The 23,690-nt window shown below is 68.3% G+C and carries 28 protein-coding genes; 17 read left to right on the top strand and 11 right to left on the bottom strand.

The window, feature by feature from the left end; translation table 11 throughout:
• Nucleotides 1–295 precede the first annotated feature (295 nt).
• From ACIBO2_RS15950 to ACIBO2_RS15915, 8 genes are all read left to right on the top strand, one after another.
• Nucleotides 296–1,453 carry an ROK family transcriptional regulator gene (locus ACIBO2_RS15950; protein ID WP_358538988.1) on the top strand — a complete coding sequence of 386 codons (1,158 nt, stop codon included), beginning with the start codon at nt 296–298 and terminating at the stop codon, nt 1,451–1,453.
• 10 nt (nt 1,454–1,463) lie between these two features.
• Nucleotides 1,464–2,951, top strand: coding sequence for a sugar ABC transporter ATP-binding protein (locus ACIBO2_RS15945; protein WP_358538991.1), 1,488 nt, complete (start codon nt 1,464–1,466; stop codon nt 2,949–2,951).
• Nucleotides 2,951–3,958, top strand: coding sequence for an ABC transporter permease (locus tag ACIBO2_RS15940; protein ID WP_225292217.1), 1,008 nt, complete (start codon nt 2,951–2,953; stop codon nt 3,956–3,958). The genes ACIBO2_RS15945 and ACIBO2_RS15940 overlap by 1 nt, the downstream gene beginning before the upstream one ends.
• Nucleotides 3,955–5,001, top strand: a complete 1,047-nt coding sequence (locus ACIBO2_RS15935; RefSeq protein WP_358538994.1) for a substrate-binding domain-containing protein — start codon at nt 3,955–3,957, stop codon at nt 4,999–5,001. The genes ACIBO2_RS15940 and ACIBO2_RS15935 overlap by 4 nt, the downstream gene beginning before the upstream one ends.
• 11 nt (nt 5,002–5,012) lie before the next feature.
• Nucleotides 5,013–6,143, top strand: coding sequence for a Gfo/Idh/MocA family protein (locus tag ACIBO2_RS15930; protein WP_397297544.1), 1,131 nt, complete (start codon nt 5,013–5,015; stop codon nt 6,141–6,143).
• Nucleotides 6,140–7,144 (top strand): sugar phosphate isomerase/epimerase family protein, encoded by a 1,005-nt coding sequence (locus ACIBO2_RS15925; RefSeq protein WP_358538998.1) that lies wholly within the window; start codon nt 6,140–6,142, stop codon nt 7,142–7,144. Before ACIBO2_RS15930 ends, ACIBO2_RS15925 begins: the two co-directional genes overlap by 4 nt.
• Before the next feature lie 376 nt (nt 7,145–7,520).
• Entirely contained in the window at nt 7,521–7,748 is a 228-nt protein-coding gene (locus ACIBO2_RS15920) for a hypothetical protein (protein WP_358539000.1), read from the top strand.
• A 17-nt stretch (nt 7,749–7,765) separates the two neighbouring features.
• Nucleotides 7,766–8,032, top strand: coding sequence for an ECF-type sigma factor (locus tag ACIBO2_RS15915; protein WP_358539002.1), 267 nt, complete (start codon nt 7,766–7,768; stop codon nt 8,030–8,032).
• A 7-nt stretch (nt 8,033–8,039) separates the two neighbouring features.
• Here ACIBO2_RS15915 and ACIBO2_RS15910 read toward each other — a convergent pair whose 3' ends face one another.
• The 3 genes from ACIBO2_RS15910 to ACIBO2_RS15900 all read right to left on the bottom strand — a co-directional run bounded on the left by ACIBO2_RS15910 (nt 8,040) and on the right by ACIBO2_RS15900 (nt 10,544).
• Nucleotides 8,040–9,086, bottom strand: coding sequence for a class I SAM-dependent methyltransferase (locus ACIBO2_RS15910; RefSeq protein ID WP_397297541.1), 1,047 nt, complete (start codon nt 9,084–9,086; stop codon nt 8,040–8,042).
• A 156-nt stretch (nt 9,087–9,242) separates the two neighbouring features.
• The gene (locus ACIBO2_RS15905; protein WP_358539007.1) at nt 9,243–9,608 is read right to left on the bottom strand and encodes a darcynin family protein; all 366 of its coding nucleotides are present in this window, start codon (nt 9,606–9,608) and stop codon (nt 9,243–9,245) included.
• 42 nt (nt 9,609–9,650) lie between these two features.
• Complete coding sequence (locus tag ACIBO2_RS15900) at nt 9,651–10,544, bottom strand: NAD(P)H-binding protein (protein ID WP_358539009.1); 894 nt, start codon at nt 10,542–10,544, stop codon at nt 9,651–9,653.
• A 113-nt stretch (nt 10,545–10,657) separates the two neighbouring features.
• On the opposite strand from ACIBO2_RS15900, the gene ACIBO2_RS15895 reads away from it, so the two are divergent.
• Together ACIBO2_RS15895 and ACIBO2_RS15890 are read left to right on the top strand one after the other, a co-directional pair.
• On the top strand, nt 10,658–11,602 hold the full coding sequence (locus tag ACIBO2_RS15895) for a LysR family transcriptional regulator (RefSeq protein ID WP_358539011.1): 945 nt from the start codon (nt 10,658–10,660) through the stop codon (nt 11,600–11,602).
• A gap of 275 nt (nt 11,603–11,877) precedes the next feature.
• Complete coding sequence (locus ACIBO2_RS15890; RefSeq protein WP_397297538.1) at nt 11,878–12,762, top strand: NAD(P)H-binding protein; 885 nt, start codon at nt 11,878–11,880, stop codon at nt 12,760–12,762.
• 74 nt (nt 12,763–12,836) lie between these two features.
• On the opposite strand, the gene ACIBO2_RS15885 is transcribed toward ACIBO2_RS15890, so the two are convergent.
• Complete coding sequence (locus ACIBO2_RS15885) at nt 12,837–13,310, bottom strand: ATP-binding protein (RefSeq protein WP_358539016.1); 474 nt, start codon at nt 13,308–13,310, stop codon at nt 12,837–12,839.
• A 217-nt stretch (nt 13,311–13,527) separates the two neighbouring features.
• On the opposite strand from ACIBO2_RS15885, the gene ACIBO2_RS15880 reads away from it, so the two are divergent.
• From ACIBO2_RS15880 to ACIBO2_RS15865, 4 genes are all read left to right on the top strand, one after another.
• Nucleotides 13,528–14,355 carry a helix-turn-helix transcriptional regulator gene (locus tag ACIBO2_RS15880; RefSeq protein ID WP_358539018.1) on the top strand — a complete coding sequence of 276 codons (828 nt, stop codon included), beginning with the start codon at nt 13,528–13,530 and terminating at the stop codon, nt 14,353–14,355.
• The gene (locus ACIBO2_RS15875; protein WP_397297535.1) at nt 14,346–14,561 is read left to right on the top strand and encodes a DUF397 domain-containing protein; all 216 of its coding nucleotides are present in this window, start codon (nt 14,346–14,348) and stop codon (nt 14,559–14,561) included. Before ACIBO2_RS15880 ends, ACIBO2_RS15875 begins: the two co-directional genes overlap by 10 nt.
• A gap of 176 nt (nt 14,562–14,737) precedes the next feature.
• A complete protein-coding gene (locus ACIBO2_RS15870) occupies nt 14,738–16,378 on the top strand; it encodes a cytochrome bc complex cytochrome b subunit (RefSeq protein WP_358539023.1) in 1,641 nt (546 codons plus the stop codon).
• Between the two features lie 99 nt (nt 16,379–16,477).
• On the top strand, nt 16,478–17,032 hold the full coding sequence (locus tag ACIBO2_RS15865; RefSeq protein ID WP_358539025.1) for a dihydrofolate reductase family protein: 555 nt from the start codon (nt 16,478–16,480) through the stop codon (nt 17,030–17,032).
• 15 nt (nt 17,033–17,047) lie between these two features.
• Here the strand turns inward: ACIBO2_RS15865 and ACIBO2_RS15860 are convergent, their stop codons facing one another.
• The 3 genes from ACIBO2_RS15860 to ACIBO2_RS15850 form a co-directional block, all read right to left on the bottom strand.
• The gene (locus ACIBO2_RS15860) at nt 17,048–17,563 is read right to left on the bottom strand and encodes a hypothetical protein (RefSeq protein WP_358539027.1); all 516 of its coding nucleotides are present in this window, start codon (nt 17,561–17,563) and stop codon (nt 17,048–17,050) included.
• Nucleotides 17,564–17,672: 109 nt separating this feature from the next.
• Nucleotides 17,673–18,569, bottom strand: a complete 897-nt coding sequence (locus ACIBO2_RS15855; RefSeq protein ID WP_397297532.1) for a hypothetical protein — start codon at nt 18,567–18,569, stop codon at nt 17,673–17,675.
• Nucleotides 18,566–19,108, bottom strand: coding sequence for an RNA polymerase sigma factor (locus tag ACIBO2_RS15850; RefSeq protein WP_358539033.1), 543 nt, complete (start codon nt 19,106–19,108; stop codon nt 18,566–18,568). Before ACIBO2_RS15850 ends, ACIBO2_RS15855 begins: the two co-directional genes overlap by 4 nt.
• Nucleotides 19,109–19,279: 171 nt before the next feature.
• Between ACIBO2_RS15850 and ACIBO2_RS15845 the strand changes: the two genes are divergently transcribed.
• Together ACIBO2_RS15845 and tsaA are read left to right on the top strand one after the other, a co-directional pair.
• Nucleotides 19,280–19,732: a carboxymuconolactone decarboxylase family protein gene (locus ACIBO2_RS15845; protein ID WP_358539036.1), complete on the top strand. Its 453-nt coding sequence runs from the start codon at nt 19,280–19,282 to the stop codon at nt 19,730–19,732.
• Between the two features lie 45 nt (nt 19,733–19,777).
• On the top strand, nt 19,778–20,185 hold the full coding sequence (gene tsaA, locus ACIBO2_RS15840) for a tRNA (N6-threonylcarbamoyladenosine(37)-N6)-methyltransferase TrmO (protein WP_358539039.1): 408 nt from the start codon (nt 19,778–19,780) through the stop codon (nt 20,183–20,185).
• A gap of 14 nt (nt 20,186–20,199) precedes the next feature.
• Here the strand turns inward: tsaA and ACIBO2_RS15835 are convergent, their stop codons facing one another.
• From ACIBO2_RS15835 to ACIBO2_RS15825, 3 genes are read right to left on the bottom strand one after another with little or no spacing between them, the layout of a single operon-like run.
• Complete coding sequence (locus tag ACIBO2_RS15835) at nt 20,200–21,285, bottom strand: Zn-dependent alcohol dehydrogenase (protein ID WP_358539042.1); 1,086 nt, start codon at nt 21,283–21,285, stop codon at nt 20,200–20,202.
• 18 nt (nt 21,286–21,303) lie between these two features.
• On the bottom strand, nt 21,304–21,495 hold the full coding sequence (locus tag ACIBO2_RS15830; protein WP_397297528.1) for a ferredoxin: 192 nt from the start codon (nt 21,493–21,495) through the stop codon (nt 21,304–21,306).
• Nucleotides 21,492–21,944 carry a pyridoxamine 5'-phosphate oxidase family protein gene (locus ACIBO2_RS15825; protein ID WP_358539045.1) on the bottom strand — a complete coding sequence of 151 codons (453 nt, stop codon included), beginning with the start codon at nt 21,942–21,944 and terminating at the stop codon, nt 21,492–21,494. Before ACIBO2_RS15825 ends, ACIBO2_RS15830 begins: the two co-directional genes overlap by 4 nt.
• An 85-nt stretch (nt 21,945–22,029) precedes the next feature.
• Between ACIBO2_RS15825 and ACIBO2_RS15820 the strand changes: the two genes are divergently transcribed.
• The gene (locus tag ACIBO2_RS15820) at nt 22,030–22,659 is read left to right on the top strand and encodes a class I SAM-dependent methyltransferase (protein WP_358540320.1); all 630 of its coding nucleotides are present in this window, start codon (nt 22,030–22,032) and stop codon (nt 22,657–22,659) included.
• Here ACIBO2_RS15820 and ACIBO2_RS15815 read toward each other — a convergent pair.
• Nucleotides 22,656–23,660, bottom strand: coding sequence for a DUF1702 family protein (locus ACIBO2_RS15815; protein WP_397297526.1), 1,005 nt, complete (start codon nt 23,658–23,660; stop codon nt 22,656–22,658). The genes ACIBO2_RS15820 and ACIBO2_RS15815 overlap by 4 nt on opposite strands.
• Nucleotides 23,661–23,690: the final 30 nt, after the last annotated feature.

The raw sequence follows: 23,690 nt of genomic DNA, 5'->3' as shown, positions 1-23,690 counted from the left end.
GGTCTGCCGGGCTCCGATGCTCGGCAGCGCACCGCTCACGCGGGGGGAGGTTGCTCCGAGACGCCGGAACGTGTGGCGGCAAGCTGCCAGGGCTTGTGGCGGGGGCGCCAGGGGCATGGGCGGCGAGGAGTACGCCCGGCGTCGCCGCCGCTGGGCGGCGCTTCGCGACCTCGCTGGGGCCGAACCGCCCTTATGTCCGAATTCAGAGATCTTTGTTTGATTATCGGCGGAAGTAGGGAGGGTTTGGGCGGCTAACACTCTTGATTTGCTGCTTGTGTGATCTTATTGTCGCCGCATGACCTCCGCTCCGGGCTCGCCCGGTGACGTTCTGACGCTCATCAGCGCCGGTTCCGCTACCACCCGCTCGGACCTCGCCCGGCTCACCGGCCTGGCCAGGTCCACGATCAGCCAGCGCGTCGACGCGCTGATCGAGCGCGGCCTGGTCTCCGAGACCGGAAGCGGCGAGTCCACCGGCGGCCGGCCGCCGCGGCAGTTACGCCTGCACACCGCGGACCACGCCTTCGCGGGCGTCGACCTGGGCGCCACCCACTGCAGGATCGCGCTGATGGACATCTCGGGCGACGTGCTGGCCGAGTGCGAGGACCCGCTGCTGATCGCCGAGGGGCCGGAGACGGTTCTGGCCCACGTCGACGAGCGGCTGGACCGGTTGCTCGCCGAGGCGGGACGGCCCCGGGCCGCGCTCAAGGCGATCGGGATGGGGGTGCCGGGGCCGGTGGAGTTCGCCACGGGCCGGCCCAACAACCCGCCGATCATGCCCGGCTGGAACGACTACCCGATTCCCGAGCATTTCGCGGGCTGCGCCGTACTCGTCGACAACGACGTGAACGTCATGGCGCTCGGCGAGCACCGCAACGCCTACCCCGGCGCCGGCCACCTGCTGTTCGTCAAGATCGGCACCGGCATCGGCTGCGGCATCGTGGCCGAGGGCAAGCTGCACCGCGGCGCTCAGGGCTCGGCCGGCGACATCGGCCACATCCGGGTCTCCGGCCACGAGGACGCCGGCTGCCGCTGCGGCAACAGCGCCTGCCTGGAGGCCGTCGCCGGCGGCGCGGCCGTCGCCAGGAGGCTGACCGAGCTCGGCACGCCCGCCGAGACGGGGGCCGACGTCGTGGCGCTGGTACAGGCGGGCAACACCCAAGCGCTCCGGCTGGTCAGAGAGGCGGGCCGACTGATCGGCGAGGTGCTCGCCAGCCTGGTCAACTTCTTCAACCCCGAGGTGATCGTCATCGGCGGCGCCCTGTCGCGGGTCCACGAACACCTGCTCGCCGGCATCAAGGAGACCGTCTACCGCAGATCGCTGCCGCTGGCCACACATCACCTCTCGATCGTGCCCAGTCGTACCGGGATCAACGCCGCCGCGCTGGGCGCCGGGCTCCTGGCGATCGAGAACTACCTGTCACCCGAGAACATCAACCGGATCGTCAACGCCTGAAGGGACCCCAATGCTGGTCATGAGGGGGATCGTCAAGCAGTTTCCCGGCGTGCGCGCGCTCGACGGGGTGGACCTCGACGTGAGCGCCGGCGAGGTGCACTGTCTGCTCGGCCAGAACGGCGCGGGCAAGTCGACGCTCATCAAGGTGCTGGCCGGGGTCCACCAACCCGACCAGGGCACGATCGAGTTCAACGGTGCGCAGGTCAGGGCGGGCAGCCCGATCGACGCCATCAGGCTCGGCTTCGCCACCATCTACCAGGAACTCGACCTCGTCGACGGGCTCAGCGTCGCGGAGAACATCTTCCTGGGCCACGAGCACGCCCGCGCCGGCTTCGTGAACAGGGGAGCGGCCAACCGGGCCGCCGCCGCGGTGCTGGCCAGGCTCGGCCACCCGGAGATCCGGCCGAAGGCCGAGGTCGGGCGGCTGGCACCGGCCGCCAAGCAGGTCGTCTCGATGGCCCGCGCGCTCTCCCACGAGGCACGTTTGATCATCATGGACGAGCCGTCGGCGGCGCTGGCCCACGACGAGGTGGCCAACCTGTTCCGCATCATCCGCGAGCTCACCGCCCAGGGCGTCGCCGTCGTCTACATCTCGCACCGGCTGGAGGAGATCCGCGAGATCGGCGACCGGGTCACCGTGCTCAAGGACGGGCGCACGGTCGCCGTCGGCCTGCCCGCCCGCGACACGCCGACCTCCGAGATCGTCTCGCTGATGACCGGCCGCAACGTCGAGTACGTCTTCCCGCCCCGCGCCGCCGAGTCCCCTGGCGAGGAGGTGCTGCGCGTCGAAGGACTCAGCTCGCCGGGCGCGTTCGCCGACGTGTCGTTCTCGGTCCGCGCCGGTGAGATCGTCGGGTTGGCCGGGCTGGTCGGCTCCGGCCGTTCGGAGATCCTGGAGGCGGTCTACGGCGCCCGTCGCGCCTCCGGCCGCGTCCTGCTGTCGGGCAAGGCCCTGCGGCGGGGCGACGTCGTCGGCACCGTACGGCAAGGCATGGGCCTGGCCCCGGAAGAGCGCAAGGCCCAGGCGCTCCTGCTCGACCAGAGCGTAACCGCCAACATCACCCTGGGCAGCCTGCCGGAGTTCGCCACGTTCGGCTGGATGAACCGGGTGCGCGAGAAGGCCGAGGCGCAGCGCCTGGTCGAGATGCTCGACATCCGCCCGCCCGACCCAGAACGGCCGATCAAGACGCTGTCCGGCGGCAACCAGCAGAAGGCCGTACTGGCTCGCTGGCTGCTCGGCGGGCGCAAGTTACTCCTGCTCGACGAGCCGACCAGGGGCGTGGACGTCGGGGCCAGGGCCGAACTGTACGCGGTGATCCGCGGGCTGGCCGACCAGGGAATCGGCGTGCTGCTGGTGTCCAGCGAGGTGCCCGAGGTGCTGGGCCTGTCCGACCGCGTGCTGGTGCTGCGCGAGGGGACGGTCATCCACCAGGGCGACGCCCAAGAGCTCGACGAGCATCGCGTGCTCGACATGATCATGGATGGGAGAGCCGCCTGATGAGCAACCCCGCAGAAGCGGGCCCGCAGAACCGCCTGGCCGTGCGGGCGCCCGGTCCGCTGGCCTGGCTTGGAGAGGCGCGGCACCTGGGCCTGGTGGTCGCGCTGGTACTGCTCGCGATCGTCGGCCTGGTCACCAAGCCCGAGAACTTCGCCACCACCTCCAACCTGGTCAGCATCCTGTCGCTGGCCGCCACGATCGGCGTCATCACGGTCGGCGCCACGTTCGTCATCATCGGCGGCGGCATCGACCTGTCGGTGGGCGCCACCATGGCCCTGGCCTCCGTCTGGGCCACCACACTGGCCACGCAGGCGTACGGACCGGCTGTCATGGCCGTCTGCGCGATCCTCGTCGGCACCGGCACGGGCCTGGTCAACGGGCTGCTCATCGCGTACGGGCGGTTGGTGCCCTTCATCGCCACCCTGGCGATGCTGGTCGCGGCGCGCGGGCTGGCCCAGCGCATGTCCGACCGCAAGACGCAGATCATCCAGTCCGACAACGGCGCGATCGTGGACCTGTCGACCACGCGGCTGCTCGGGGTCCCGCTACTGGTCTACATCTTCGCGTTAGTCGTGGTGCTGGGCTGGATCCTGCTCAACCGCACCACCTTCGGCCGCCGCACCTACGCGGTCGGCGGCAACCCCGAAGCGGCCCGGCTGGCCGGTATCAACGTCCGCCGGCACACGATGCTCCTGTACGCCCTGTCCGGGCTGTGCTGCGGCATCGCCGCCATCCTCATCATGGCCCGCACCACCACGGGCTCCTCCACACACGGCGACCTGTACGAGCTCGACGCCATCGCCGCCGTCATCATCGGCGGCACCCTGCTCACGGGCGGCCGCGGCACGATCATCGGCTCGATCCTGGGCCTGCTGATCTTCACCCTCATCACGAACCTGTTCATCCTCAACGGGCTCAACACCAGCGACCAGCTGATCGCCAAGGGCCTGATCATCGTCGTCGCCGTCCTTCTCCAGCGACGGAACCTGAAGGAGAGAGCACCATGAGCAACAACGTCGCGCGCAGGGGTTTCCTGGTCGGTGGAGCCGTGATGTTAGCGGCCGGCTGCACCAGCAACGAGCCCGCCGCCGCGCCCTCGTCAACGGCGCCCGCTCCCGCGCCCGCGGCCAGCGGCAACGACCAGCCCGGCACCAAGGTGGTCATCGGCTTCTCCGCGCCCGCCGCCGACCACGGCTGGATCGCGGCCATCGCCAAGAACGCCGAGTCCGCGGCCAAGCAGTATTCGGACGTCGACTTCAAGCCCGTCGAGCCCACGAACGACATCAACCAGCAGATCTCCGCCGTCGAGTCGCTGATCGCGGCCAAGGTCAGCGCCCTGGTGATCCTGCCGAACGACGGCCAGCAGCTCAACCAGGTCGCGCTCCAGGCGACCCAGGCCGGCATCCCGGTCATCAACCTCGACCGGATCTTCCCCGACAAGCTGGCGTACCGCACCTGGATCGGCGGCGACAACTACGGCATGGGCGTCGCGGCCGGCCAGTACATCGGCAAGCAGCTCAAGGACAAGGGCGTCTCGAACCCGGTGATCGTGGAGATCCAGGGCATCGCGACGCTCCCGCTGACCCAGGACCGCAGCAAGGGGTTCGCCGACGCGCTGAAGACGTTCGGCTTCAGCGTCACCGCGAAGCAGGACGCCAAGTTCACCGTGGAGACGGGCAACTCGGTGGCCGCCAGCCTGCTGCAGGCGCACAAGAAGATCGACGCCCTGTGGAACCACGACGACGACCAGGGCGTGGGCGTGCTCGCCGCCATCAAGGAGGCGAACAGGAACGAGTTCTTCATGGTCGGCGGCGCCGGCTCCCTGAACGCCATGAAGGAGATCCAGTCAGGCACCTCCGTGCTGAAGGCCACCGTCACCTACAGTCCTACGATGGCCTCGTCAGCCATCAAGCTGGCCAGGTTGATCGCGCAGCAGAAGGGCATGAGCGACCTGGTGGAGAACCAGGTGCCACAGTCGATCACGCTCGCGTCGGAGACCATTACCAAGGAGAACGTCGAGAAATACCTGCCACTCGGCTTCGAATCCTGATCGGGGGTTGCATGTCAGACCAAACCACCGTCGGCGTGGGCATGATCGGCTACGCGTTCATGGGCCGCGTCCACTCCCAGGCATGGCGCAGCGTCGGCGCCTTCTTCGACCTGCCGCTGGCACCGCGCATGGCGGTGCTGGCCGGCCGGTCCGAGGAGCACACCGCCGCCGCGGCCGCCCGGCTCGGCTGGGCCGACACCGAGACCGACTGGAGGGAACTGGTCAAACGCGACGACGTGCAGATCGTCGACATCTGCACGCCGGGCGACTCCCACGCCGAGATCGCCATCGCCGCCCTGGAGGCCGGCAAACACGTGCTCTGCGAGAAGCCGCTGGCCAACACTGTGGCCGAGGCGGAGGCCATGGTGCGGGCGGCGGCCTCGTCGACCGCCAAGAGCATGGTGGCCTTCAACTACCGGCGGGTGCCCGCGGTGGCGCTGGCCCGGCGCTACGTCGAGGAGGGCAGGCTCGGCGAGATCAGGCACGTACGAGCCCAATACCTCCAGGACTGGATCGTCGACCCTTCGTCTCCGCTGGTGTGGCGGCTGCAGAAGGACAAGGCGGGATCGGGCGCCCTGGGTGACATCGGGGCGCACATCATCGACACCGCCCAGTTCATCACCGGCCAGAACATCGTGGGCGTCTCGGCGCTCACCGAGACGTTCGTCAAGGAACGTCCCGTGTCGGCGGGCTCATCGGAGACCGGGCCCGTCACCGTCGACGACGCCGCGCTGTTCATCGGGCGGCTCACCGGCGGTGCCGTGGCCTCCTTCGAGGCCACCCGGTTCGCCACCGGCCGCAAGAACGCGCTGCGCATCGAGCTCAACGGCTCGAACGGCAGCCTCGCCTTCGACTTCGAGGCCATGAACGAGCTGTGGGTCAGCGAGGGCGACAGCGGCTTCAAACGTATCCTCGTCACCGAGGCCGACCACCCCTACGCCGGGGCGTGGTGGCCACCCGGACACGGACTCGGGTACGAACACACGTTCACCCATGAGGTCAAGGACTTCCTGGAAGCGATCGCCCAGGGCAGCGACCCGGCGCCGTCGTTCGCGGACGGGCTCCGGGTGCAACGCGTGCTCGCGGCGGTCGAGCGTAGCGCGGCTGATTCCAGCCGTTTCACAGTTGTGGAGGACATATGAGACCGGTCACCTTGTTCACCGGCCAGTGGGCCGACCTGCCGTTCGAGGAGGTGTGCCGGCTCGCCGCCGAATGGGGCTACGACGGCCTCGAGATCGCCTGCTCCGGCGACCACTTCGACGTGGCGCAGGCGATCAGCGACCCGTCGTACGTGTCCGCCAAGCGGGCCCAGCTCGACAAGCACGGCCTCAAGGTCTGGACGATCTCCAATCACCTTGTCGGCCAGGCGGTCTGCGACCATCCGATTGACGAGCGCCACAAGGCCATCCTGCCCTCCCGCATCTGGGGCTCGGGCGACCCGGAGTCCGTACGCCAGGCGGCCGCCGAGGACATGAAGAACACGGCGCGAGCCGCGGCCCTGCTGGGCGTCGACACGGTGGTCGGCTTCACCGGCTCGTCGATCTGGCACACCGTGGCCATGTTCCCGCCGGTGCCGGCCTCGATGGTGGAGGCGGGCTACCAGGACTTCGCCGACCGCTGGAACCCCATCCTCGACGTCTTCGACCAGGAGGGCGTCCGCTTCGCCCACGAGATCCACCCCAGCGAGATCGCCTACGACTACGTGACGACCCAGCGCACCCTGGAGGCCATCGGCCACCGCCCCGCCTTCGGCCTCAACTGGGACCCGTCCCACATGGTCTGGCAGGACCTCGACCCGGTGGCGTTCATCCTCGACTTCGCCGACCGCATCTACCACGTGGACTGCAAGGACACCCGCGTCCGCGTGGGCGACGGCCGCCGCGGCCGCCTGTCCTCCCACCTGCCGTGGGCGGACATGAGGCGCGGCTGGGACTTCGTCTCCACGGGTCGCGGCGACGTGGCCTGGGAGGACTGCTTCCGGGCGCTCAACTCGATCGGGTACGCGGGCCCGATCTCGATCGAGTGGGAGGACGCGGGGATGGACCGGCTGGACGGGGCACGGGAGGCGTTGGGCTACATCCGTGGCCTCAACTCCATCACCCCACCGACCACCGCCTTCGACGCGGCCTTCTCCACCACCTGACGCCTTCTCACCTGGGGGCCCACAGGCGTGGGCCTTCCGGTGGGGCGCGCTTCGCGCGTTTGGCGTTCGGGCGTGTCGCCCAGGGGGCTCCGCCCCCTTCGACCCCCGACAAGCGTGGGCTTCGCCGTGGCGCGCTTCGCGCGGACGGGCGCTCAGGCGTATTTCCTTGGGGGCTTCGCCCCCGGGCGAGGGGCTCCCGCCCCTCGCGCACCCCAGCCTTGTGCGGCGGACAAACCAGCTAACTTTTAAGCCGATTCGGTCTTCGAGCTGGAGGCGTCTCCAGTGGCTGGTCTTGTTCTTGCACATAGGGAATGCCAGGCCGACCCGGTTCGGGCTTGAACCCGAGAACACGCACTAGACAAGGTATATTGTCTGTATGCGGATTGGAGAGCCTGCCCGCAAGCATGATGTGGCCGATGCCGACATCGTCCACGCCTGGCGGTGTGCCATGCGCCGCCTTGACATGGGTGAAGGCTTCACGATGCTGATCGGCCCGGACTCGGCGGGGCGGATGCTGGAGATCGGTGTCCTCGACCTCGACGGGGACGACCCGGTGGCCATCCATGCGATGCCGCTACGCGCCAAGTTCCGACGAGCCCTGTAGCGAAGAGAGGTGATCATATGAAGCACACTGATGAGGAGATCGAGCGCGCGGCTCTGCGCTTTGAGCAGTTGGCTGACGCCCTGCCCGACAACGTCGAGTTCGACGACGTGTCCGAACTGCGGGCGATCGCTGAGACCTCCGAGCAGGTCCGAGCCGATGAGGCGCGGCTCACCGAGGCGGTGGCGGTTGCGCGTGCCCACGGCCACAGTTGGAACCACATCGCCACCGCGCTCGGTGTCTCCCGGCAAGCCGCCCGGCAGAAGTACGCCGACAAGGTCGCATAACGGCTCTCTATGGCCGGATCTCGTAGACGAGGTTGAACGGGGTCTCCGCGGCCCTTCGGAAGCGGGTGAAGCCCGCCTCGCGACTCAGCTCGCGGATCCTCGCCTCGCCCGCCTGCGCGCCCAGCGCGTAGCCGCCCGGCTGGGACAGCGCGTTGGGCACGCAGAGGAACGTGGACCCGCTGTAGTACAGCCGCCCCACGGGGGTGAAGTTTTCCTCCACCGCGTCGGCGGCGTACGGCTCGACCAGCAGCCACGCGCCCTCCGGAGCCAGCGCTTCCCGCACCCGCCGGGCGGCCCCCAGCGGGTCGCCCATGTCGTGCAGGCAGTCGAACATCGTCACCAGGTCGTAGTCGGTGCCGGCGAAGGTCTGCGCGGTGGCCACCTCGAAGTCGACCCGGTCGGCCACCCCGGCCTCGGCGGCATGCTCGCGGGCCAGCTCGATGGACTCGGCGTGGTAGTCCGAGCCGACGACCGTGGTACGCGGGTACGACTGCGCGAGGAGGATCGAGGACGACCCGAGGCCGCAGCCGACGTCCGCGACCACGGTCCCCGCCTTCAGCTTCTCCTCAATCCCATCGAGCGCCGGGATCCAGCTCGACACCAGCGCGGCCACGTAGGCCGGCCGATAGAACGCGTCGCACCCGACGAAGACGTCCTCCACGTGCTCGTGCCAGCCAAAGCCGGCACCCGTGCGGAACACCTCGGTGATGCGCGGCTCGGCGCGCAACATGCCCAGCGCGATGAGGTACGCCGCCGGTATGTTCGGGCCGGCCGGGTCGGCCAGGCAGTACGCCTGCTCCTCCGAGAGCGAGAACCGGCCCGTCGCCGCGTCGTAGCCGACGTACCCGCCGGCGGCCTGCGCACGCAGCCATTCGGTGAGGTAGCGCGGGTGGCACCTGGTGCGCTCGGCGAACTCCTCGGGAGTCGCGGGCCCCTCGGCGAGGGCGCGATACAGGCCGAGTCGGTGACCGATCACGACGGAGCCCGCCGCCTCGGTCGCCCCCAGGTCGCTCACGAACCTGCCCAGGAACTCCGTCACCTTGTTCTGGTCCATCTGTGGTCTCCTCCCCGCAAGAGGACCCGACAGGGGTGACTCTGCCCTGCTCACAGGCTTGTTATCCGTTCAGGGCGATCCGCTGCCGGGTCAGGTCATCACCGTGTCGCGCGACGTCGACGGGCATCCCCCACTCGCTGCGGGGTGGGTGGTGTGTCAGGTGGTGATGGTGGCGACGGGATCGAGGCCATAGGTGCGGGCGTAGCCGTTCTCGGTGCCGACGAGGAGGTCGACGACCTCGAAGTAGCGGTCCCAGAACGGGGTTTCGCGCAGTGCGTCGATGAGGAGCTGGTAGGCGTGGTGGTCTTCCGTTTCCCACATCCAGATGTCGGTGACGCGCGTGGAGTAGAACTCCGTGTCGTAGAAGCGTGACCGGACGCCGATGGTCCTGGCCTCGATCGCGGGCAGGACCTGGGTGGTGAAGGCGTCCACACGTTCCTGGACGGTCAGGGCGAGCCACGCGGGTGTGGTCTTGACGAGCATGAACGCCGTGACCGGCGGTTCGGTTTCCTCAGCGGGCATCAGGACGCCTCCTCCAAAGGTAGTGGGACGGGTGGTGGGCCCTCATGAGAGGACGGCGGGCTTGAGGGTCTGGGCGCACCACTGCTCGAAGCCGGTGGGGGAGGCGGTCTCCGGGGTGCGGGCGACGCCGGCGTCCAGGCCCTCGTCCTTGGCTCGCTTCATGTCGGCGACGCCCTGGGCGAATGCCTTGTTGAGGCCGTAGCCGACGAGGGTGGTGTACAGCTCGTCGAGCGGCTGGCGTTCGTAGCGGACGGGGTGGCCGAGCTGTGCGGTCATGATGCGGGCCAGGTCGTTGGGGGACAGGTCCTCCGGCCCGAGGACCGGGACGCTGTCGGTTCCGCTCCAAGAGCGGTCCAGCAGCAGGCCGGCGGCGGCGGCCGCGATGTCGGCGACAGCGACGAGGGGGGCCTTGCGGTCGGCGTCGACGGTGTCGGTGAAGACGCCCTTGTCGCGGATCGAGTCGGACTCCTCCAGGAGGTTCTCGAAGAAGGACGGGCTGGCCAAGGCCCGGTAGGCGACACCGGTACCGGCGATGAGGTCGTCCATGGCGAGGGAGGCGGTGACCAGGCCGGCGCGGTCGGCGACCGGAGTACCGCGGCCGAGTGCCGAGACCCCGACGACATGGCCGACACCGTGGATGGCGAGCGCCTTCACGGCGGGGCGGGTGAAGCCGCTGAAGGCGTCGTGCGGGGCCAGGGAGGCGTCCGGGGGGACGAGCCAGAAGACGGCGTCCGCACCCTCGAAGGCCCGGTCGAGGACCTCGGTTTCCGCGTGCGAGCCGGTGATCACCTCGACCCGTCCGCGCGCCGCGTCCGGAAGGCGGGCGGGGTCGCGCACGATCACGCGCAGCTCCTCACCCGTGGCGGGGGCGGACTCCAGGAGCTTGGAAAGCAGATGACGGCCGATGTTCCCGGTGGGAGCGGTAATAACGATCATGAAAACCTCGCAGGTCGTGCCGGATCGGTACGACCCTCATCCTGCGGAGGGCAGCCGTGTTGCCACAATGGGAACTTCGGCACGCAATCATTGACTGAAACGGAATAATGCTGGTGGACAGCCCAGAGCCGGTCATAGACGCCAATCTCGCCATCGCGCTGGACGCCCTCCTGACCGAGCACAGCGTCACTCGCGCCGCCGCCCGCCTGCACACCTCGCCCGCCGCCATGAGCCGCACTCTCGCCCGCCTCCGTCGCATCCTCCAGGACCCCCTCCTGGTCCGGGCCGGACAGGCCATGGTCCCCACTCCACGCGCCCAGTCCCTGCGCGACGAAGCCGCCGCAGTGGTACGCAGCCTCGGCGCACTGCTCAGCCCCGGCACCGGCGTCGACCCCGCCAGCCTGCGCAGCACCTTCACCCTCCAAGCCGCCGACCTGGTCGGCGCGGCACTGGCCCCCGGACTGCTGCGACTTGCCCAGCAGGAAGCGCCGGGGGTCTCCTTCCGGCTCCGGGCCGAAGAACTGGAGGCCGGAACCGCCCTCCGCGACGGCCGGATCGACCTGGAGATCGGATCCATCGACCACGTGGACCCCGAAACCCAGATAGAAGGACTGGTCACCCTCCGCATGATGGCGGCCGTCCGGCCAGGCCACCCCCTCACCGAAAGACCTCTGACCCCGGCCCGGCTCGCCGCCGCCCAGCACGTCGCGGTCAGCCGCCGCGGCCGGTTCACCGGTCCTCTCGACACCGCCCTGGCCGAGCAGAACCTTCACCGGCGGGTCAGCGTCGTCCTCCCCAGCCACTTGGCCGCGATGACCCTCGCCAGCCGCAGCGACATCGTCTGCCTCGTACCTGCCGCACCCCCCGGCGCCGCCCACTCACCCCTCACCGACGCCGCCACCGTCCTCGGACTGTGCCTCCTCGACATCCCTCTGGCACTGCCACCACTGACCATAGGCATGGCCTGGCACCCCCGGCACAGAGCCGACGGAGCCCACCACTGGCTTCGCAACGCCATCCGCCGAACCCTCGGCACACCGGGAAGCCCAACCACATGATCTGACTGAGACACCGGGACAGCCACGACCAGGCGACAACAAGATCCGAGCGAGGTGGGCCCCGCACAGCCGCGAAGGTTGGCTCGGAGAACGCGCGGGCAGGTGGGAGCTAGCGCGGAAACGGCTTGTTCGCTCGCCGTTTCGGCAGGTCACAGGGCCTCGTGAGTAGGCGCGGGAATATGCTCGTGGCATGCCTTCGTATGTGCTCCAACTTCCAGGTAGGTAATCGGAAGCAAGATTCCACGATCGGCGGTGCCCCGGATGGAGGGAAATCCATGGGGAACCATCACACGGTGGCGGTCACCGGGGTGACCGGGGCGCTGGGCAGCCGGATCGCGGCCCGGCTCGCCGAGCATGGCGTCCCCCAACTCCTCGTCGGACGCAGCCCCGACCGCATACCCGAACTGCCAGGCGCCCAGCGACGCGGTCCGGCCGCCTACGCCGACGCCTCGGACATGCGCGCGGCGCTCGAGGGCGCGTCGACCCTCATCCTGGTCTCCGGACATCGCACGGGACGTCGGTTGGAGGAACACGCCACCGTGGTCGAGGCCGCGATCGCGGTCGGCGTGAACCGGGTCCTGTATGTGTCCCTCGTCGGCGCGGCGCCCACCGCCACCTATGTCAACGCCCGCGACCAGTGGCTGACCGAACAGTTCCTGGCAGGGGCCGGGATCCGCCACACGGTGCTCCGGGCGGGCATCTACGCGTCGACGCCGGCCGCCCTCGCCGACGAGGAATTCGTCGTGAGCGGCCCCGCGAGCACCGGCCGGGCCGCCTTCGTCACCCACGAGGACATCGCCGACGTGATCACGGCCGTCGCGCTCGATGAGGGTCCCCGCTCCGAGTACGACGGCGCGATCCTTGAGATCACCGGGCCCGAGGCCCTGACTCTCGACGAAGCGGTCACCCGGATCGCCGCGGCCACAGGCCGGCCCTACCGCTTCGAAACCGAGACCCTTGAGGAAGCCTTCGCACGGCGATGGCGACTGGGCATCAGCGGAGAGCAGATCGAGACCTGGATCTCGTGGTTCCAGGCGATCGAGAAGGGCGAGGTCTCCGTGGTCACCGACGTCGTCCCCCGGCTCACCGGCTCACCGGCGACCCCAATTGCAGACGCGGCCTGGTGGCCAGCGCCGAAGACGGCGCGTGGTATCCGCTGAGGCCCCTTCTCGGTCGCGCGCTCTTCGGACGGTTCGCCCGGGATCCTGTTCGTCACCTGGACGCGGCGCCGCACTCAGGTCGTGGCTGAATGGTGGGCTTCCAGACACATGGATTCGGCATTCGGCCTTACCGTCCGAAACTTCACGTCGGCCCACACGATGCGGTGATCGGCTGCGGTGACAAATGTCCCCCAGCACCCATTGGACAGTTCAGCGACAATGCGAATACCGCGCCCCGATTCGGCCTCGGGAGCGGACTCGGCCATATGCGGCTCACCTACGAATGCGCCGGGATCGGTCACCTCGACGCGAAAGAAGCCGTTACCGCGTCCCACGCTCACCGTGACCCACTCGCGGTCCGGGCCCCCTTCCACGTGCTCGCAGGCGTTCGTGACCAGCTCAGAGACCGCCTGCTGCACATCGGGCACCGTCGCGAGATCGTTCGCGAGCCACCAGGCGACAGCCGCGCGCGCCTGTTTCGGCGCCATGTGGTCGCGCCGCAGCCGGGTTGCTCCGATGGGAATTGCATCTTTTGCTCGCATTGGCATGTAAATCACCTGACTCGCCCGAATTTCTGTGCCGTTATAACACGCGATCTAGAGAATTCGTGTGTCGCACGGGGAATTGTTGGCCTGAAGCACTGGTAAGCGTGCCATCCGGCAGGTAATTTTTGGGATGACCGTAAGGGCTCGTGCCACACGAATATGAGTCCCTCGGTGGGAAATGTTGTGTGATCCTGTGGGATCAGACCAGGAGTAGCCCCCGATGCGTCCTGCCAAAGAGTTGAATCCAGACGCCAGTGCGGAGGCCCGTTTCGGGTACGAACTACGTCAGCTTCGTCTCGAAGCGGGACTGACCCAAGGGCAACTCGGCCACAAGATCGGTTTCTCCGCCAACCAGGTCGGTTCCGTCGAACGAGCCGTACGCACACCGACCGAGGTGCTCGCCAAGCGCTGCGAGGAAAGACTGGGGCTGGAGCCGGGCCGTCTGGTCGACTTCCTGCCGGTCGGCAAGCGGGAGTCCGTCTTCAAGACGCTCGCCCCCTGGCTCGACATCGAGGCGACCGCTCGCGAACTCTGGACCTGGGCGCCGACCATTGTTCCTGGTCTCCTGCAAACGCAGGACTACACCCGCGCCATCGTGGAGGGAAAACCGGGCGTCACCGATGCCCAGGTTGAGGAGGCGGTCAAGTCGCGGATGGCGCGGAAGGGCATCTTCGCCGGAGACAATCCGCCCACGCTCTGGGCGGTTCTTGATGAGTCGATCCTCTACCGTCCGATCGGGAGCGAAAGTATCACCCGCGACCAACTGGCGTACCTCGTCGAGGCGGCTCATAGTCCGTGTATCACGATCCAGATCCTCCCGCTCAGGGCCCGCGTCACGGCTGGGCTGCTCGGAGGCTTCGTGATCGCGCATACGACGGGTGGTCCCAGAGCCGCCTTCGTAGATAGCCCGGTTTCGGGGAAGGTGTGGGACAGGGCGGCTGAGATCGAGGTCCTCGGCCTCCGCTATCACATGTGCCGCGCGGAAGCCCTTCCCCAGAGCTTGTCTGTCAAGAGGATCGAAGAGAGGTTGGAGCAGGAATGGACCTGAAGCTGATCGAGGAACTCAAGACTGCTGACTGGCGGAAGTCCTCGTTCTCGGGTGACAACGGAGACTGCCTGGAGGTTGCTCCGCTGTCCGCCGGTCGCGTGGGTATCCGCGACACCGAGCGGCCTGACCTGCAGCCCTACGTGGTGAGCGCGTCGGTGTGGGCCGCGTTCATGGACGGCGCCAAGCGGGGCGAGTTCGACTTCTAGCCATCTCAAGGAGGGGCCCGGCAGCGTGCCGGGTCCCTTTGTCATGGGTGCGGAGGGCGCCCAGTGCGGGCGGACATGTCACATTTCCGACCCCTATGGCGTCTATGTAGGGAGGTGTCCACGAGAACGGGGAGCGACATGCCCACAGTGCCTGACATGGCGGTCGGAGATCACGGATGAATGAGCTCAAGACCATCCCGAACGCCGTCTCAAGCCCCTCGAACTGGCTCGATGAACGCCTCGGCGCGGCCAACTTCATCAAGCGCAACATGCGCAAGATCTTCCCCGACCACTGGACGTTCCTGCTGGGGGAGATCGCGCTGTACGCGTTCGTCTTCCTGCTGCTGACCGGGACGTTCCTGACGTTCTGGTTCAAGCCCAGCATGGCGGAGATCGTCTACGACGGGTCATACGCCCCGCTCAAAGGCGTCATGATGTCCGAGGCCTACGCGTCGTCGCTGGAGATCAGCTTCGACGTCCGGGGTGGCCTCCTGCTCAGGCAGATGCATCACTGGTCGGCGCTGATCTTCGTGGCGAGCACCATCGTGCACGCGCTGCGGGTGTTCTTCACCGGCGCCTACCGCAAGCCGCGCGAGCTCAACCATGTGATCGGCGTGCTGCTGCTGACACTGGCGCTCCTTGAGGGGCTGACCGGATACTCGCTGCCCGACGACCTGCTGTCCGGCGCCGGTCTGCGGATCACCGAGGGTGTGCTGGTCTCATTGCCGCTGGTCGGTACGTACGCGACGTTCTTCCTGTTCGGCGGAGAGTATCCGGGCGGAGATGTCATCTCCCGGTTCTATTCGCTGCACATTTTGCTGATCCCGGGCATCATCCTGGCGCTGGTCACCGCTCACCTGGTGCTCATGTGGATGCAGAAGCACACCCAGATGGCCGGTAAGAAGCAGACGAATCAGAACGTGGTCGGTGCGCCGTTCTATCCGGCCTTCATGGCCAAGGCGGGCGCGTACGTCCTGTTCACGTTCGGGGTGATCGCGGGGCTGGCGACGTTCGCCCAGATCAACCCGATCTGGCTGTTCGGGCCCTACACGCCCGCCGACGTGTCGGCGGGTTCGCAGCCCGACTTCTACATGGGCTTCCTCGAAGGCGCGTTGCGCATCATGCCTCCGTGGGAGATCAACCTGTTCGGTACGTCTCATGCGGGCACAGTGCCGCTCAACGTCATCATCCCGGCGCTGGCCCCGCTGGGTATCGTCTTGACGGGTCTGGCGGTGTATCCGTTCCTGGAGCAGTGGGTGACGGGTGACAAGCGCGAGCACAACTTCGCCGACCGCCCGCGCAACAACCCGCACCGCACGGCGATCGGCATGACGGCCATCGTGTTCTATGGCGTGCTCTGGCTCTTCGGTGCCAACGACGAGATCTCCGCCTATTTCCACATCAGCCTCAATGTGACGACGTACGCGGGCCGGGTGCTGATCTTCGTGGCGCCCGTGCTGGCGTATGTGATCACGTACCGGATATGTCTGGGACTCCAGCGCTACGACGCGGGCATCATTTCCCATGGCGTCGAATCGGGTGTGATCAAGCGGTTGCCCAGCGGTGAGTTCGTCGAGGCCCACGTTCCGGCGGCGGACGACATCGAGGCGCACGTACGGGGCAAGGAGCCGGTGGCGATGCTGGCGGTCGCCGAGCCCGACAGCGCGGGCATCCCGCCGAAGGGCATGCGCGGCCCACTGGGCAGACTGCGCGTTCGGATGTCGAAGGCGTACGGGGGCGAGAAGGTCCCCCTTGACGACGGCCACGGGGCCGGAGAGCTGGATCGCGCGGGCGACGACCGTACGCTGATCCATTAGCCGAAGATCGGCCGAGTAGGGCATCTTAAGAGAATCGTCAGCGGGACCTGAAATGTTGTGGGTGTCACCGAGCAGCACCCCGACACTGAGGAGATCCCGATGCGCAAGCTCATCAACTCGACCTACATCACCCTCGACGGCGTCATCGAGAACCCGATGTGGACGATGCCCTACTTCGACGACGAGGCCGCCGCCTTCGCCGGCGAGCAGACGAATGGCGCCGACGCGCTGCTGATGGGTCGTGCCACGTACGACGGCATGTCCGCCGCCTGGCCGACCCGTGACGAGAGTGACCCGACCACCGGCGCCGCCTACTTCAACAACGTCAAGAAGTACGTTGCCTCGACCACCCTGACCGACCCCACCTGGAAGAACACCGAGGTGCTGCAGGGTGACCTGATCGAGGAGGTCACCAAGCTCAAGGCCCAGGACGGCAAGGACATCCTGCAGTACGGCTTCGGCTCGGTCACCACCCAGCTCATCAGGGCGGGTCTGCTGGACGAAGTCCGGTTCTGGATCACCCCGGTGCTGGAAGGCGCCGAGAGCGTGACGACGCCGCTCAAGGACTTCAAGGCGTCGTTCGAGCTGGTCGACACCAAGGTCATGAAGAGCGGCGTGATCATCGCCTCCTACCGGCCCAAGGCGGCCGAGTGACGGATGGGCCTGGGATCACGACGACGGGGTGGTCTCGGCGAGGCGGATCTCGCTGAACAGCTTGAGCGTCACCGGCCGCAGCCGCAGCCGTGCCTCACGTGGCCAGCGCAGGCTCAACGACGGGAACACCGTCTCCAGGACGATCTTCAGGTAGGGACGGCCGGAACGGCCGACGGGGATCTTGGCGCACAGAGCGGACACGCTCGTGAACGTCTCCCGTCGGCCGAGCCGCAGCCGGGTCCGCCCGCTGAACTGGTTCGGGATCCCGGCGGCTTCGAGGCTCACCGACTCCCACAGCAGTTCGGCCGTCTCCTCCTCCCGCAGCCACGCCGGGCGGGTCGGCAGCGGTAGTCGCAGGGTGAATCCCGCCGGCAGTCCGGCCGGAGTCAGCCGGAAGGAACCCCGGAACCACGGCAGCTCGTCGAGGAGTCGCGGGCCGTTCAGGGTGTTCATCGACAGGCTCGCCGCACTGGCTTCCATGGCGATCCGCCAGCTGGTGGGGTCGGTGTAAGGGACTTCCGGGATGGACACCAACAGGATTCATCTCCCCTGCGCGGACGCCTGGACTAACGGGCGGCTACCTACGGGCGGCTACCTATAAGACGTTCCAACCGGGGGAAATGTGACACGGCGCTGGTCCTCAGCCGGTGAGGTCGTCGTACCACTGAGGCGTCCTGACCTTCAGCGGGGCGGGGGCGGGACCGGCGCCAGGACCGGGGAGGACATAGAGGTCGACGGTGTCGGAGCTGCTGTGGCGGGATCCGCTTACGGTCCAGTCGTCCTTGATCCGGTCCGCAGGGACGGGCCGGTCGAAGAAGCTGCCGTCAGGGTACTTCCACAGCAGGCGGTAGCCGACCTTCAATTCGCGGCGGCGCGCCTCGGCGCGCACAGCCGCGACCGTCTTGCCGTGAGCCGTGTAGCCGTCCATGGCCTCCTCTCCCTCGGGATCGAAGGCAACGTCCTCGGCATAGGGTTCGCCCGGCTTGGCGGGGCGGCCGACCCCGAAGACGACGCGTCCGGGGAAGTCCGAGGGCATCCAGACCTTGCCGCAGAACACCGACGCGCAAGGTGTCACGTCCTGCACCCCGATGCTTCCGTGCCATTTGAAGCCCTCCGGAACGACTGGGCCGATCAGCTTGCCGACCTCGTCCGGCGCCACCGGGATGACCTTCACCGTGACGTTCAACCCGACCGCCCGAAACGCCTCCTCGAAGCGCCGGCGGTCGGCCGCCGGGTCGGTGATGGTGACGCTGAAAGAGTCCTCGGCCCGCTTGATGGAGACGGCCGCGTTGGCGAACTCGGTCACCGGACCACTGGCCGGCAGGCCGACGCCGATCGCCACGGCCACGGCCGCGGCGGTGACCGCCGATGCCAGGACAGGCCAGCGATAGGTTCCCGCTTGCGGAAGCCAGGACCGTCGGCGGCCTGGAGCCGGTGTCGCCATGATCGCCGCACGCAGCTCGCGCGCGCCGGGCCCCTGTTCCGGCGCGTGCGGGGTCGGATCGATGGCCCTCATCAGGTTGTCGATGTCACTCATGCTTTCCCCATCGCGATCGTCATGGACGTCTGACGCTCCAGCGCCGCCGCCAGCCGTTTGCGCGCCCGATGCAGCCGGGTCCGGGCGGCCACGGCCGTACATCCCAAAACCTTGGCGATCTGCTCGCTGCTCAGACCCTCCCAGTGGGCCAGCGCCATGACCTCGCGGTCACGCTCGGGCAACTCGTCGAAGGCGGCGCGTACGTAATCCAGATCGACCGGTCTGACGGGCCGCTCGGCGGCCAGTTCGTCGCGGAGCCGCTCAGCGAGCCCGGCCCTGCGGGACGCGCCGCGTTGCTGGTTGGCCAGTACGCGGCGGGCCACGCCATATAACCAGAGCAGCGCCCGCTCGCCCTCGGGCACGTCGCCGATGCGCCGCCAGGCGGTGAGGAACGTCTCGGAGATGACGTCGGCGGTGTCGTCGGGGGAGCTGGTACGGCGGGCGGCGTACTGATGTATCGCCGGATAGTACGCGTCATAGACCGCTTCGAAGCGATCTCGGTGTGTCACAGAGTCTCCTTGCCGAAAGGTGCCGGACACCTTGGTTAGTGTCCGGCATCCTTTGGCCTGTTGCAGCGCAGGTTTCGCAGGCGGCCCGCCACCGGGTGACCATCGGATTCCGGTGGTCGGTCACGTTTCTCCGATTCGGGGGGTCATAGGGGTAACGGTCCGAACCTGGCCGCCCGATATGACTCCTGGAGGAACGCGATCATGCAAGCGCGGATGACCAACCCGGCGAAGCTCGTACCCGACGCCATGAAGGCGATTCTGGCCCTCCTCGAGGCGTGCAAGCAGGGCGGCGTGCCCGGCACGACGCTCGAGCTCGTCCACCTGCGGGCCAGTCAGATCAACGGCTGCAGCGTGTGCGTGGACATGGGCTCGCGCAGCGCCAAGAAGGCGGGGGAGAGCGACGAGCGGCTGTGGGCGGTGGCGGCTTGGCGGGAGGCCCCCTACTTCACCGACGCCGAGCGCGCCGCGCTGGCGCTCGCCGAGGCCGTCACCCGGCTCAGCGACCGTACGGACCCGGTTCCGGACGATGTCTGGGACGCGGCCGCCAAGCACTACGACGAGCAGGGGCTCTCCTCCCTGCTCCTGATGATCTCCGCGACCAACGTCTTCAACCGCCTCAACGTCGCCACCCGGGCAGTGGCGGGAGCCTGGTGACGAGAATGCGGGAACACGTTTGGTGACAAGAATGGAGAAACGCGGATGAGCATCGCGGTGGAGCCCATCGGCTGGGTCGAGTCCCCGCTGGTGGAGCGGGACCAGGCGCCGAAGCAGGGTGACGAGGGCGCGCCCGAGGCGTGGCTGGTGTTCGTGGACTCGGTGCTCGACGGGCTGCGCGATCTGCGGGTGGGTGCGGAGGTCATCGTGCTGACCTGGTTCGACCGGGCCGGCCGGGACACGCTGGTGGTGCACCCGCGTGGCGATCGTTCGCGGCCGGCGCAGGGCGTGTTCAGCACTCGGTCGCCCGATCGGCCGAACCCGATCGGGCTGCACCGCGTACGGATCCTCGCCATCGAGGGGAGGCGCCTGCGCGTCAGCGACCTCGAAGCGTTGAACGGCACCCCGATCGTGGACGTCAAGCCGGTGCTCGACCGCGATACCGAACGCTGAGCCCTGACGGGCACTCAGTCCATCAGGACGATCTGGCGCAGCACCTCGCCGCCCTTGAGCGCGGCCACGGCGTCGTTCAGGTCGGCCAGCCGGATCCGGGCACTGATCATGGACTCCAGGTCCAGCTGGCCGGCCTTGTAGAGCTTGGCGAAGTAGGGGAAGGCGTGCCGTACGTCGGCTTCGCCGTACAGGCTGGACAGCAGGTTCTTGCCCTCGAACAGCAGGCTGAACGCGGAGATCGACACCATGTCGTCCACCGCGCCCGCGCCGACCACGATGACCTCGCCGCCCGCGCGGGTGACCTGCCACGCGCTCTGGATGGTGGCCGCCTTGCCGACCACCTCGAAGCCGTAGTCGAAGCCGCCGCCCCCGGTCAGCTCGTTGACCGCCTCGGGAACCTGCTCGGGGGTGACGGCGTGGGTGGCGCCGACCTTCTTGGCCAGCTCGTGCTTGGACTCCAGCGGGTCGATCGCCAGGATCGTCCGGGCGCCGGAGACGCGCGCGCCCTGGATGACGGACAGGCCGACGCCGCCGCAGCCGATGACGGCGACCGTCGAGCCGGGGCGTACCTTGGCGGTGTTGAGGGCGGCGCCCACGCCGGTGGTGATGCCGCAGCCGATCAGCGCGGCCGCCTCCCACGAGATGTCCGTGTCGACCTTGATCGCGCCCTGCCACGGGACGACGATCTCCTCGGCCCAGGTGCCGCACCCGGCCATGCCGTACGCCGTCTGGTCGCCGCCGAAGCGGAAGTTGCCCTTGGTGAAGGACTCGATCACGTACTTCATGCAGAGGTACGGCTGGCCGCCCAGGCATAGCTCGCAGGCCTGGCAGGACGGCCGCCAGTTGATGATCACGTGATCGCCCGGCTGGACCGAGTCGACGTGCTCGCCCACCTCGACCACCTCGCCCGCGCCCTCGTGACCCGGGACGAGCGGTACGGGCTGCGGCAGCACGCCGGACATGGCCGACAGGTCCGAATGGCAGACGCCCGTAGCCTTGATCCGCACCCGTACGTCGGCTGGGCCGACGGGGGTGAGGGTGACATCGTCGCGGATGTCCAGCTTGTCGTCGCCTACGGCGTGCAGAAGGGCGGCGCGCATGGGGAGTTCCTCCTCCGGCTATTCCTCTAGGGAAAGAGCGGCTTTGGGGCAGGACCGGACTGCGTGGCGGACGCGGTCCAGGAGTTCGGGGGGTGGTTCCGGGAGCAGGATGTGGAGCTGATCATTGTCGTCCACGTCGAACACCTCGGGTGCGAGCCCCATGCACACCGCATTGGCCTCGCACACCATCTCATCTACCTTGACCCTCATGTGAGCCTCCTGTGATCCCATGAGACCACTTTGGTGCGCTCGACAAGGTAAGCGACCCGTTTCCGCCCGGTTTGTTCGACATATGGCTGCAAAAGTTCGTCCGGCACGTCCGGGGTCATCCTGCGCGTGATCTTCATGCCGACGGCCAGGACCTGCTCGGGCTCGTCGACGCGCTTGGCCTCGCCGTACAGCAGGACGCCGCGCAACTCGTTGTAGTCCTCGCCGGTCTCGATCAGGCAGCTCACCCGTGGGTCGCGCTCCAGGTTGCGGACCTTCTGCGCCTTGGCGTAGCTCCAGAAGACGATCCGCCCCTCGTCGAGGCCGTAGAACATGGTCACCAGATGGGGCGTACCGTCGGGGTTGATGGTCGCGAGCTGGAGCTTGCGGGCCCCTTCGAGGAAGGCGGTGACCTCGTCTCCGGACATCGCGATGCGAGCGCGCTGATTCACGTTGCCAAGTAGAACAGGTTGCAGAATGGCGGGCAAGGGGGCGCTGGAATGTTGTTCGGTTCTACTAGGGTGCATCCCTATGACGATGCCGCCTGAACTGCGATACGCCGCCAAGCATGCCAAGGGTTTCATGCCGGAACGGGAGGGCCTGGCGTTGTTCGAGGCGGCCTGCCAGTACGGCAAACTCGGGCCGATCTGCGAGATCGGCACCTACTGCGGCAAGTCGGCCGTCTACCTCGGGGCGGCGGCCAGGCTGGCCGGGTCCGTGGTCATCACCGTGGACCACCACCGCGGCTCGGAGGAGATCCAGCCCGGCTGGGCCCACCATGACCCGACGCTGGTCGATCCGCGGTTCGGCAAGATGGACTCGCTGCCGACGTTCCGCCAGACGATCGCCGCCGCCGGGCTGGAGGACGAGGTGATCGCCGTGGTGGGCCACTCCGAGCAGGTGGCCCGGCTCTGGAACACGCCTTTGGGGCTGCTGTTCATCGATGGCGGCCATTCCGAGGAGCCGGTGACGCGCGACTACGAGGGCTGGGCTCCGCACGTCATGGCCGGCGGCGCGCTGGTCTTCCACGACATCTATCCGGACCCGGCCGCCGGTGGTCAGGCTCCCTACCAGGTCTACCTGCGGGCGCTGGCCTCGGGCGCGTTCACCGAGACCTCGGTGGAGGGCTCGCTGCGCGTCCTGGAGCGCGTGGCCCCAGGGATTTAATGCCGCATCCGGCGGCGGGTCCACGCTCTGCGGGTGTGGGCTCGCCAGGACTGGAAGTCCTCGTGGGTGTGCGGGTCGTGGCCGAGCGCGATGAGCGCCCCCTCGGTCCACCCGGCGGCCTCCTCGGGCTCCGCCCCCGCCAGGATCGGTACGGCCTGCGCCACGTGATCCGGCAGCGCCCCCGCCTGGAGCCTGGCCGAGGCGGCGAACGCGCTCCCCTGAGCCAGATGGGCCCGGAACCCGTCGGCCCCCGCGTGGTCGGTCAGCCACCACAGCTCGTCGGCGCTCGCGCCACCCGTGTGCGTCGCCGCGAACCCGACACCGCTCCACAGACCGGCCCGGCGGCCCGCGGGGTAGGCGGCGATCCTGGCCGCCACGTCGTCCGGTGAGGCGCACTCGTGGTACCAGAGCAGCCGCCCCAGCCCCTGGTCGAAGATCGCGCAGTGGCTCCGGGTGAGCAGATCGGGCATGGCCCGCTCGCCCACCATCCGATCGGCCCGCGTCAGGCACCGCTGGAACCCGAAACCGTCCACGGCCAGCCACCGGAACAGCGGGTGGGCCCGCCGTACGCCCCACATAGGCCGTACGCGCAGCAGCGCGTAGCCGCGCCCGGCACCGAGGTGCACGGCGTACGGGTGAAGTTGGGCGGGGCCGGCCAGTAGCTCGTGAAGGCGCCGGCCCCGAGTCATGGTGAGCAGGTCGAGCACGGTGCAGGCGGCACCGGCCCCCTCATAGGCGAAGCTCCGCTGCTCCGGAGCCACCTCGTCGATCCTGTCGGCTTCACCGGAAAGAGTGGCGTTGTACCCGAAAAGGTATGACCGCTCGGCCCCTTCGACGGCCGCCCGGGAATGTCCCTGCCGTAGCCGGAACCTCCGCCGGGCCAGGTCGGCTTCGGACTGCTCCTTCAGCAGCAGCTTCCGTAGCCCGCGAACCGGCGAAAACGTCGGCTCGGTCCTGTCTTGTGCCAAGAACGCTGTCGGCTCGGTCCTGTCCTGCTCCAAGAACGCTGTTGTGCCCGTGTCGCCCACGCT

Source organism: Nonomuraea sp. NPDC050022 (assembly GCF_044460705.1).
Lineage (GTDB): Bacteria > Actinomycetota > Actinomycetes > Streptosporangiales > Streptosporangiaceae > Nonomuraea.
Note: the sequence above shows the minus strand (reverse complement) of the source record. Positions and strands in the feature narration are given on the sequence as shown.